The organism is Sorangium sp. So ce726 (assembly GCF_051521405.1).
Lineage (GTDB): Bacteria > Myxococcota_A > Polyangia > Polyangiales > Polyangiaceae > Sorangium.
Map to the genome: position 1 here is coordinate 5,420,953 of NZ_CP150349.1, position 11,730 is coordinate 5,432,682.

Here is an 11,730-nt window from a genome sequence, read left to right on the forward strand (position 1 = left end):
ATCGCCGCTCGCTCGAGCGCGCGACCGAGGAAAACCTCCCCAGGAGGAGGGCGAAACTGGGTAGGCTTACGGGGGCGCTGTCGCGTACGGCGCGATCTGTCTGGAGGAGCCGCGATGACTTTCCCCGCCTTGCCTTGGATGTCCCGCCACCTCGCGCGCGCCGGCGCCGCGCGACGCGGGATCGTGCCGCTGCTCGCGGTCGTGGTGGCGCTCGTGGCGCTCGCGCCCCGGCCGGCGAGCGCGGCGCTGTGGGACACGGACAACGATCAGGTCGCGAACGCCGTCGATAACTGTCCTGGGGTCAGCAACCCGAGCCAGTACAACGGCGATGGCGACGCTCAGGGCGACGCCTGCGACGACGACGACGACAACGACGGCATCCCGGACGACGCGGATCCCGATGACGACAACGATGGGATTGCGGATGCTGCTGACAGGTGTCCGACGATACCCACGCCCACGCCAGCGAACCCAGACACCGACAGCGACGGCGACGGCGTGCCGAACGTCTGCGACAACTGCGAAGATCGCAACGAGGATCAGCTCGACAGCGATAGCGACGGGGTCGGGAACATCTGCGAAACCGACAACGACGCGGATGGCGACACCGACTTCAACGACAATTGTCTCAACATCTCGAACGCCAATCAGGCCAATGCCGATGGCGACAACTACGGCGACGCCTGCGACAACTGCCCCACTGCAAACAACAACGATCAGCGGGACAGGGACAACGATGGCGTCGGAGACGACTGCGACAACTGCGCAAACGCCCCTAACACCGATCAGCACAACCCTGACGGCGACCTCTTCGGCGACGTCTGCGACAACTGTCCTGACAGGGCCAACACCAACCAGGCGGACAGCGACGGCGACACGATCGGCAACGTCTGCGACAACTGCCCGAACCGCGCGAACGAGAACCAGGCGGACAGCGATAACGACGGGGTCGGCGACACGTGCGACAACTGCCCTGGCACGCCCAACAGCGGCCAGGAAGACGTGGATAGCGATGGGGTCGGCGACGCGTGCGACAACTGCCCGAGCCGCGTGAACGCGAACCAGGCGAACGGGGACAGCGACGCGTTCGGCAACGCGTGCGACAACTGCCCTGCCACGTCGAACCCCAGCCAGTCGGACAGCGACCTTGATGGGACCGGTGACGCGTGCGACAACTGCGTGGACCGCGCGAACGATCAGCAGAACGAGGACGGCGATCCCTTCGGCAACGCGTGTGATCTCTGCCCGTACGTCGCGACCCTGACCCAGGTCGACACGGACGGCGATGGCTTCGGCGACGATTGCGACAACTGCCCGCGCCTCATCACCGCGAACCAGGCCGATGGCGACGGGGACAACGTCGGCAATGCTTGCGACAACTGCCCCGAGGTCGCCAACACGACCCAGGTCGACAGCGACGGCGACGGCCTCGGCAACGCCTGCGACAACTGCGCCAGCATCGCCAACGCCGGCCAGCTCGACGATGACCACGATGGGGTCGGCAACGTCTGCGACAATTGCCCCGCGACACCGAACAGGCCGAGCGGGACGAGCGAGCAGGACGATAGCGATGGGGACCGGATAGGCGACGCGTGCGACAACTGCCCGGACGTGTCGAACGCGAACCAGGCGAACACCGACGTCGCCACCGGCGACACGCGGGGCGACGCGTGCGACGACGACGACGACGCCGACGGCGTGCTCGACGCCACCGACAACTGCCCGACCGAGCCGAACACGAGCCAGCGCAACACGGACCGGAACCTGCCCGGCGGCGACACGCTGGGCGATGCGTGCGACAATGACGATGACGCCGACGGCGTGCCCGACGCCACCGACAACTGTCCGCTCCAGCGCAACCTGGATCAGACGAACACGGACGAGGACCTGACCGACGGCGACGGGTTCGGCGACGCCTGCGACGATGACGACGACGCCGACGGCGTGCCCGACGTGAACGACAACTGCATCACGACGCCGAACAGCGCCCAGGCCAACACGGATCTGAACCTCGCAGGCGGCGATGCGCTGGGCGACGCGTGCGACGACGACGACGACGCCGACGGCGTGCTCGACGCCGCGGACAACTGCCAGTTTGCGCCGAACAGCACGCAGATCAACACCGACCAGAGCCTCGCCAACGGCGACGCGCAGGGCGACGCGTGCGACAACGACGACGACGCGGACGGGGTGCCGGACGGCACCGACAACTGCCGCACCACCCCGAACCCGGGACAGGAGAACAACCCGAAGAACGGGCCCGAAGACGCGCTCGGTGACGAGTGCGACGATGACGACGACAACGACCGCGTCCTCGACGCAGACGACAACTGCGGATACGACATCAACACCAACCAGCTCGATACCGACGGCGATAGCGACGGGGACGTCTGCGACGACGACGACGACAATGACCTCCTCACGGATGCAGAGGAGGCGGCGCTCCGGACCGACCCGACCAGCGTCGACTCGGACGGCGACACCATCGGCGACTTCGAGGAGGTGTTGAACCGCGACAATCCTGCCGATCCGACCAACAACACCGACGATGACGCGTTCATCGACGCCGTGGACCCTGACAGCGACGGCGACGAGGTGCTCGATTCCGAAGAGGCCGGGGACGCGCTGCTGAACACGCCGGCGACCGACACAGACGGCGATGGGACCCCGGACTACCGGGACACCGACTCGGACGACGATGGCGTGCTCGACGGCGACGACAACTGCCGCCTCATGGCGAACCCGCCGACCGCGCCGGGCGAGCCGCAGGTCGACACCGATGGCGACGGCAAGGGCGACGTGTGCGACGGCGACTCGGACAACGACGGCACGCTCGACGTCGACGACAACTGCCCGAGCTTGGCGAACGCCGGGCAGCAAGACGCCGACGGCGACGGCATCGGCGACGCGTGCGATCCAGACGGCGATCCGGACGCTGACGGCGTGATCAACGAGGACGACAACTGCGATTTCGCGGCGAACCCGCCGCCTGCGCCGGGCGAGCCGCAGGGCGACATCGACGGCGACGGCGTCGGCGACCCCTGCGATGATGACGCCGACGGCGACTCGATACCTGACGCGGACGACAATTGCCCGAAGATCGTGAATCCCGAGCAGGAAGACGCCGACGACGACCGCCACGGCGACGTCTGCGACAACTGCCCGAGCTTGGCGAACGCCGGGCAGCAAGACGCGAACGGCGATGATCTCGGCGATGCCTGCGATCCCGACGGCGACGGGGTGGTGACCGACACCGACAATTGCCCGAGCGTGGCGAACCCCGAACAGACCGACACCGATGAGGACGGCCTGGGTGACGCCTGCGAGCCGCCGGATCCGACCGGCAGCGGGGGCGGTGGAGGAGCCGGCGGAGCGGGCGGCGCAGGCGGCATGGGCGGCGCAGGCGGTGAGGCCGTGACGACGACAACGACCAGCGGCGGCGCGACGTCGCCAGATTTCCAAGGCGGCTGCGACTGCCGCATGGGACGTGCGCCGATGCCCCGGGAGGCGTGGGGGATGCTGCTGATCCTCGCCGCCGTGCTCCGGCGGCGAGGCCGGCTGCAACCGCGACGGGCGGCGTGATTCCACGCCGCGGAAACTAGGCTCTGGCGATCACCTGAACTATACGCCCGGCGAGCGCGACGGCTCCTCGTCGACGCAGCCGTCCGATATCGTCAATCTTATAGAGCGAGGTGCAGATTCGTGTGATACGGGCTGAGCCGCCAGGCAGGCGAGCGAGGCGTACGAAAGTACGCCGCAGCGAGCCGAACGACGCGGATGGGCCCGCAGCGCACGAAGATGCGCCCCGCTATAACGGAGCTTCAAGGAGGACCCTCATGCAGGCATCTCGGTGGATCGCGGTGTGGATGGCGATGGGCGCATTCGTCATCGCCGGTACGGGCGCGGGATGCGGCGGCGACGACGCCACGGGGGACGCGACGACCTCGAGCTCGACGACGACCACCGGCACGGGTGAGGGCAGCACGAGCAGCGCAGGAACGGGCGGCGCCGGCGGCGAGGGAGCAGGCGGCGCCGGCGGTGCGGGAACAGGCGGCGCCGGCGGCGAGGGAGCGGGTGGCTCAGGCGCCGGAGCGGGCGGCGCGGGCGGCGCGGGAGCAGGCGGCTCCGGCGGCGCTGGCGGCACGTCGGGCGAGAGCTTCAACTTCACCCTCCGCGGCACCGGTTACGTTCCCGCCTACACTGCTGGCGACATGGTCTACGTGGCCGTCGTCGCTGCCGGCGACGCCGCGCCCGCCCTGAGCGCGTCGGACGCGATCGAGGCCGACGGCACGTTCAGCGTGACGGGGCAGATACCCGGCGACAAAGCGTACAAGATGCACTGGTACGTGGACCTTTCCCAGAATGGGACTTGCGACGCGGCCCCCACGGATCACGTCTGGACGCAGGACATCCCCACCGTCACGGCGGATATCACGCGCAGCGTCGTACCCAACAGCGCCTTCGGCGACTGTCCGTGACGCGCCGCGCTCGTCCATCCCATAGCCGTTGATCGTCCCTGGCGCGGCGCGCCCTCCGCGCGCCGCCGTCCTGTGGCCGCGATAGGGGCCAAGTCCAACGCGGCGCGAGCGGGCCGCGGGTCGCGTCCTGGACCTCGCCCAGGATCGCCGCGGCCACGGAAGAAATGCGGATGTTGCCCCCCGCCACGCGCCCCCGCTATCGTGCCCGGCCGATGAGGTCTTCCTCCGTCGCAGCGGTCGCGTCCACGGCCGTCCTCATGACGCTCGCCGGCGCCTCGCGCGGTCAATCCACCGGCGGGTTCTCCCTCGACCGGTTCGAGCCGGCGCCCGCTGGAGACGCCTTCTTCGGCGTGCCCTCGCCGGACGCTCCCGGTCACCTCGCGCCGCGCGCCTACGTGATGTTCGATTACGCCCACCGCCCCATCCACACCAGCGGTGAGACCCCGGTCGACCTCGTCTCCTCGCAGACGTTCCTCCGCCTCGACGCATCGCTCGCGCTGTGGGATCGCCTGCTGCTCTCGATCGACGCCCCCCTCGCGGTCGCGCAGGGCGGCAAAGACCCAGGCTTCCCCGGCATCGAGTTCACCGAGCTGACGGCGCCCGAGCTCGGCGATCTGCGCTTCGGCGCGCGCCTCCGCGTGCTCGGGAGGGACGCGGGCCCGTTCCAGCTCGGGATCGGCGGCTACCTGTTCGCGCCCACCGGCTCGCCCGCGCAGTACACCGGCGACGCGGAGGCCCGCGGCGCAGTCCACGCGAGCCTCGGCGGGCGCGTCGGCTCGGCGGGCTCGTCGCTCGGCTTCCTGTGGAGCGCTAGCGGCGGCGTCGAGCTCGGGGGCGGCCCCAACCGGCCGCAGCTGCTCACGTTCGGCGGCGCCGCGGGGCTCCTGATCGCCGGCGATCTCCTCCAGCTCGGCGCCGAGGCGTACGGCGGAGCGCCGCTCGGCGAGGAGCTCCTGCTCTCGAGCACGCCGGTGCAGCGCGACGAGGCGAGCGTCAACGCCGAGCTGCTCTTTGGCGCCAAGCTGCGCGTCCTCGACGGCCTCACGTTCGGCGCCGCGGTCGGCCCGGGCCTGACGAACGCCATCGGCACGCCGCCGGTCCGCGCGGTCGGCATGGTCGGCTGGACGCCGCTCCCGAAGCCGGCCCCGGAGCGCGCTCAGACCGCCGCCGTCGCGGGCGACAAGGACGACGACGGCATCAACGACGACATCGACGCCTGCCCCGACGTGAAGGGCGATCCGTCGCCCGATCGCGCGAAGGACGGATGTCCTCCGGCGGATCGCGACGGGGACACGGTGCTCGACATCGACGACGCGTGCCCGAGCACCCCGGGCGTCCGCAGCGCCGAGGCCACAGAGAACGGCTGCCCCGTGGACTCGGACGACGACGGCTTCCACGACGGCATCGACGCTTGCCCCACCGTGCGCGGCGGGGCGAGCGACGATCCGAAGAAGGTCGGCTGCCCTGGCGACGCGGACGGCGACGGCATCGCCGACGCCTCGGACGCCTGCCCCAAGGTCAAGGGGCCGGCGAACCGGGACCCGAAGCAGAACGGCTGCCCGGACGATCCGGATGGAGACGGCGTCCGCGGCGCCGCGGACGCCTGCCCGAACGAGCGGGGGGCATCCGACCCCGATCCGCGACAGAACGGCTGCCCCAGGTTCGTTCGCGTCAACGCCGACGAGATCAAGACCTCCAAACCGGTGCAGTTCGTCATCTACGGCAAGACGCGCACCGAGACGGTCGATCCCATCTCCGACGAGATCCTGTACGAGGTGCGCGACGCCATCCAGCAGAGCCCGGACATCGAGCTCGTCGAGGTGCAAGGCCACACCGACGACAACGGGACCGAGGACTACAACCTCCGCCTGTCGCAGCAGCGCGCGGACGCGGTCCTCTCGTGGCTCGTGGCCGCCGGAGTTCCGAGGGAGAAGCTCGTCGCGAAGGGCTACGGCTTCGAGCAGCCGCTCGGGGACAACCGCGTCAAGACAGGGCGTCAGAAGAACCGCCGCGTGCAGTTCGTGATCGTCAAGCGCAAGGGAAAGCCCTAGCGAGCGAGCGCCGGCGTCGCGGTGCAACGACCACGATCACGAGCGACACAACGCCCAAGACACCACAAATCCCGACAGCCGCCCAGACGCGCAGGCGCCGATACCTCGCAGTCCAGGGCGATCGCAGCGCCGCGGCACGTCATGCTGCGCCGCGCCCGCATGCGTCTCCGCCACCGCCCGACCCCGGGCCGTGACCGTTCCCTGACGGCCATGGACGGGCGAGTGTGTCACCTTATCGAATGCTCCATACGGTGGCGATCTCAGATATCCATCTTTGCGAGCTCGAGCCGGGTGACGGCCTGTGGATGCGCTACCGTCAGGCTCCTTACTCCCCCGACAGCGAGGTCGCGGCGATGCTGGACGCGCTCCGGGACGAGATGAGGCAGGGCACGGCGCGCGGCGCGGGGCGCGATGAGCTCACGCTCGTGCTCAACGGCGATGTGTTCGACTTCGATGCGCCGCGCGTGATCGACCAGCAGAGCGTCTTTCACGATCTCCCCCGCAGCGCCGAGCACGCGGTCCCGGCGATGGAGGCGATCCTCGCGGACCACCCGGTGTTCATCGAAGCGCTGGGCCGCGTCGTCGCGGACGGGCACACCGTCGTGTTCATCTCCGGCAACCACGACGTCCAGCTCACGTTGCCCGAGGTGCGCGACCTGGTCCGGGCCCGCGTCGTCGATGCGGCGCTCGCCGCGCTGGGCGACGCGCCGCTCTCCAGCGCCCCGCACGCGCGCGCGGCGCTGGACGCGCGCGTCGTGTTTCGCGCGTGGTTCCACAAGACGCCCGACGGCATCATCGTGGAGCACGGCAACCAGTACGACGCGTATTGCAGCTACCGCTACCCGATGGTCCCGTTCGGGCGGAAACCGGGCGAGATCCAGCCCACCATGGGCTCGCTCGTGTGCCGGCTGCTCGTGTCGCGGATGGGCTACTTCAACCCGCACGTGGACTCCTCGTTCATGCTGTCCGCGTTCGGGTACCTCGCGCACTGGGCGCGTTACTACATGTTCTCCCGCCGCTCGCTCGCAGGGGCGTGGGTGCTCGGCGCGCTCCGCACGGTCGTCGAGCTCGTGCGCCGGCGCGAGCCGGAGCGGCGCGCTCGTTTGCGCGAGTGCCTCGCCGCCGCGGCGCAGGAGACCGGCGCTCCGCTCCGCGCCGTGGCCCGTCACGCCCGCCTGTTCGCTCCCCCGGCCGAGGATCGGCTGGGGCTCGTCGCGCGCGAGCTGTGGCTCGACCGGGCCGCGCTGGCGCTGCTCGCGGTCGTGGTGGCGCTCGTGTGGCTGCTGCTCGTTCCGCTCTGGCTCGCGCCGGCGGCGCTCGTCGCGCCGGCGGCCCTCATCGTCTATGAGCGCCTCGTGCCGAAGCTCCCGCTCGACGCGACGTGGCAGCGCGTCAGTCGCGCCGCGCGCCAGGTCGCCCGCGCCCATCGCGCCAGAGCGGTCGTCTTCGGCCACACGCACACGCCCGAGGGCACCTGGGAGGGCGGGCTGTTCTTCGGCAACACCGGCTCGTGGTCCGCCGCCTTCGAGGACGTGGCCTGCACCAGGCCGGTCTTCGCCGCGCGACCCCTGGTCTGGCTGAGATCCGAGCCGGGGGCGGGCAGCGCCGCGCGCCTCTCGGGAGGCCTCGTGACCTGGAAGAACGGCCGCTTCGAGGCCCTCACGGCCAGCGTCCCGCCCCCTGCTGGGCAGCGCAGCGAGCCGCACGGCGCCCATCCGCCTCTCCAGTCGCCTGCGACCGCCGCGCTGCGCACGTGACGCGCGCACCCGAGCAAGCCGGCGCTCTTCGCTCGAATTGAGCTCCTTCCTGACTTGCGCGAGGCGTCCCGCCGCTGGATGCTCCCGCATCGACGCGCGTCCCGCTGACGAGGAAGCTCTGTGAACCCCCTGCTCCACATCGAAGCCGCCGGTGACAGCCACGTTGGCCACCAGCGCGAGCATAACGAGGACAGCTTCGCGGTCGATCTGGAGCTCGGCCTCTTCGTCGTCGCCGACGGCATCGGCGGCGCTGCCGGTGGGGAGGTCGCGTCGCAGATGGCTGTCGACATCGTCCGCTCGTACTGCAGGGACGGCGAGGGCGAGATCACCCAGCCGACGGGGTACGACGAGCAGGTGACGCCCCTCGAGCTGCGCCTGGTCTCGTCCATCTGGCGCGCCAACGAGCGCATCTTCGAGGTCGGGCAGCGCGACCCGCTCTGCTACGGCATGGGGACGACGTTCGCGGGCGTCTACGTGGACGGGAGCTCGGCGTGCATCGCGCACGTCGGCGACAGCCGCGTCTACCGCTACCGAAAGCGCCGGCTCGAGCGGCTCACCGAGGATCACTCGCTCTGGAACGAGCACCTGCACAGCGGCGAGCAGCTACCTGACGATGTGGATCCGCTGCTCGCCCGCAACGTCGTGACGCGCGCGCTCGGGATGGGGAAGACCGTCGACGTGGCCACGCGCATCGAGCAGCCCGAGGCCGGCGATCTCCTGCTCATCTGCTCGGACGGGCTCTCTGGCCCGGTCCCCGAGCTGGAGATCGCCGAGCTGCTCGCGCAGGAGAGCGACCTCGCCGCGACGGCGCGGTCCCTCATCGACCGCGCCAACCAGCACGGCGGCCCCGACAACGTCACGTGCGTGCTCGTGCGGTGGAACGCCGGCGGCTGACGCGGCCGAGCGCGCCGCGCTAGAGCGGGGTGCTTGCTTCGTGGGATGCGGGCTCAGCCGCTGGGCAGGCGAGTGAGGCGTACGAAGGTACGCTACAGCGAGTCGAACAACGCGGATGAGCCCGCAGCGCACGAAGATGCGCCCTGCTCTACGGGAGCGCCTTGATCCGGAGCAGATCGGCGGACCTTGTCATGTCGTTGGCGAGCGTGCCCGGGGTCGCGTCGTCGCTCTCGTGCTCCACGAGCGAGAACAGCTTCCCGAACGGCGTCGCGAGCTGCTCGTCGGTCGGCTCCGCCTCGCTCCACCCCTCCGGAAGCGCCGGCAGCGCGTCGCCTTCGATCGCGTCGTACGCGGTCGACAGCCGCTCGAAGCCGTCGAGCACCGCCTTGTCGACCTCCGCGCCTTCGGCGCCCTTGGTCAGGATCCACGGCTGGAAGGCCTCGTAGGTCGCCACGCCGGCCGCGACGTTCGCGCGCATGTCGGCGAGCGTGTACTGGGCGTAGCGCGACTCCTCCTCTCCGGTCGCCGCCTTGCCGGTCTTCTCCACCTGCTCCGCGATGGAGGCGATGACCCCGCGGTAAGCGGACGGCGCGTCGAGCGCGAGCGAGCGGAAATCCGATTGCATCTTCGCCGCGTCGGCCGCGAGGCGCGCGCAGAGCTCGTCCTTGAACGAGGCCGCCTCGGCCTCGGTGGCAGGGAAGGCCGCCTCGCTGTAGTTGTCGAGCTCAGACTCGAAGGCGAGGACGGACTCCGGGATCGCGTCGGCCCAGAGGATGCGCTCGATGGCGTGCACGCCGGTCACCCCCTCACCATCGAAGAGGTTGTCGTCGGCCTCGACCTCGATGAACGCGTCGTAGCGGGCGTCCGTCGAGTAGTCGAGATCCGGAAAGACGACCGCGATGGCTCCTTCGACGCTCTCGTAGGCCCGCCGTGCCTTCTTCCACTCGGCCTTCATCGCGTCGACGGCCTCCTTGTCGCTCGTCGCGCTCCACCCGTCGGCGTCCGGCGCGGGCGCGGCCGCCTGGAGCGCGGCCGTGGCGGCGGCGAACTGGTCGATGTTGCCCTGGATGAAGGCCTTCACGTCGAGCACTGCCTGCTGCTCGTACTCCGCGTCGGTGAGCAGCGTCTCGTTGTCGCTTCCACACGCAGGAAGCGAGAGGGCGGCGGCGGCGATGGCCAGACCGGACCGCAAGCGGGCGGGGATGTGCATGATGTTCGAGCTCCTTGTCACCGCTCGCGTGGGGCGAGCGCGCGATGTGGATTGGTGCGTGTGCGTCTCGGTGGACGTCGATCAGAGCGAGCGCACGAAGTCGATGAGCGCCGCGCGATCCTCGTAGGAGAGCGCGCGGAACGCGGCGACCGAAGCGGCGGCCTCCGAGCCGGGGCCGTCGTGGAGCAAGATGGCCTGCTCGATGGTCCTGGCGCGGCCGTCGTGGAGGTACGAGGTGCTGTGGCGCACGCCGATGAGCGGCGCCGTCCGCCAGGCGACGGAGCTTGCCGACTCGTCGGCCAGCCCATCGGCGAGATCAGGCCCGAGGTCGTGCAGGAGGAAATCCGTGTAGACGGGAGCGTCGATGTCCGCGAGCTGCGCGATCGGGTAGTCGGAGCGCGTCCTCAGCGAGGGGACATGGCAGGCGGCGCAGTCGGCCTCGACGAAGAGCGCCTGGCCGCGCGCGTCGGCGGGCGCGCGCTTCGGGATCTCGAGCAAGCGCATGTAGTCCGCGACGGCGTTCACCGTGTCGAGGACCACGTCCTCGCCCGGCTTGGCGTCGTCCGTGAGCCCGTCGGGGTTCGGCAGCTCATCCGGCCGGAGCGGCGAGGTGATGCCCATGTCGCCCTGGTAGGCGTCGGCCGTGAAGTCGTCGAGCGTGGCGACCCGCGCCTTGAACCCGAAGCGGCCGATGATGTTCTCGTCGCCCTCGACGAAGGCGTTGAACGACTCGTCCCCGCTCTTCTTCGAGTGGAACACCACGCGGTTGATGCGGCCGCGGATGGCGTCGCCGCGCGCGGCCTGCTCGGCCGCGACCCGCTCGATCTCGGCGTCGTCGACCGCCTCCATGTAGCCGCGCCCGAACACCGGCGGGCCGAGGCGCTTCGAGACCTTGATCGTCGCCTCGGTCTCGGGCTGCGAGAGCGTCGTCGCCCCCCCGACGGCGTAGGGCCGCAACGTGTGTCCGTAGGGAAGCCCCCCCTGATCCGCCGCCGGCGTCACGCCGTCGTCCTCGACGAGCGCCATCTTCTGGACCGCGCCCGGGCCGCGCGCGGCGCCGTCGTGGCAGCCGGCGCACGCCGTGCGGATGTAGAGCGGCCCGAGGCCGTCGCGCTCGCGAAAGACGAAATCGAAGAGCGCGTCGCCGTCCTTGAACCGAGCCACCTGCTCCGCAGAAGCGCCGTGCAGCGGGACGTCGGTGAGGTCATCGCCGATCAGCTCGATGCCAGCCAGAGGATCGTCGGGAGCGGACTCCGAACCACAACCCACGTTGAAGACCAGCGGGAGCGCGAGAAACAGGGCAAATCGTGACATGTCGTCAACCGGAACCGTAGCCGTAA

7 protein-coding genes are annotated in these 11,730 nt (G+C 70.3%); 5 read left to right on the forward strand and 2 right to left on the reverse strand.

Annotated features, from left to right (window positions below):
- Nucleotides 1-114 precede the first annotated feature (114 nt).
- The 5 genes from WME79_RS20150 (at nt 115) to WME79_RS20170 (ending at nt 9,180) form a co-directional block, all read left to right on the forward strand.
- Nucleotides 115-3,582 (forward strand): thrombospondin type 3 repeat-containing protein, encoded by a 3,468-nt coding sequence (locus tag WME79_RS20150; RefSeq protein ID WP_437538268.1) that lies wholly within the window; start codon nt 115-117, stop codon nt 3,580-3,582.
- 254 nt (nt 3,583-3,836) lie between these two features.
- Nucleotides 3,837-4,478, forward strand: coding sequence for a hypothetical protein (locus WME79_RS20155; protein WP_437538269.1), 642 nt, complete (start codon nt 3,837-3,839; stop codon nt 4,476-4,478).
- 212 nt (nt 4,479-4,690) lie between these two features.
- On the forward strand, nt 4,691-6,529 hold the full coding sequence (locus tag WME79_RS20160; RefSeq protein WP_437538270.1) for an OmpA family protein: 1,839 nt from the start codon (nt 4,691-4,693) through the stop codon (nt 6,527-6,529).
- 251 nt (nt 6,530-6,780) lie between these two features.
- On the forward strand, nt 6,781-8,286 hold the full coding sequence (locus WME79_RS20165; RefSeq protein ID WP_437538271.1) for a hypothetical protein: 1,506 nt from the start codon (nt 6,781-6,783) through the stop codon (nt 8,284-8,286).
- A gap of 120 nt (nt 8,287-8,406) precedes the next feature.
- Nucleotides 8,407-9,180 carry a PP2C family protein-serine/threonine phosphatase gene (locus tag WME79_RS20170; protein ID WP_437538272.1) on the forward strand — a complete coding sequence of 258 codons (774 nt, stop codon included), beginning with the start codon at nt 8,407-8,409 and terminating at the stop codon, nt 9,178-9,180.
- A gap of 148 nt (nt 9,181-9,328) precedes the next feature.
- Here the strand turns inward: WME79_RS20170 and WME79_RS20175 are convergent, their stop codons facing one another.
- Both WME79_RS20175 and WME79_RS20180 read right to left on the reverse strand, forming a co-directional pair.
- The gene (locus WME79_RS20175; RefSeq protein ID WP_437538273.1) at nt 9,329-10,390 is read right to left on the reverse strand and encodes an EfeM/EfeO family lipoprotein; all 1,062 of its coding nucleotides are present in this window, start codon (nt 10,388-10,390) and stop codon (nt 9,329-9,331) included.
- A gap of 81 nt (nt 10,391-10,471) precedes the next feature.
- Entirely contained in the window at nt 10,472-11,704 is a 1,233-nt protein-coding gene (locus WME79_RS20180; RefSeq protein ID WP_437538274.1) for a di-heme oxidoredictase family protein, read from the reverse strand.
- Nucleotides 11,705-11,730: the final 26 nt, after the last annotated feature.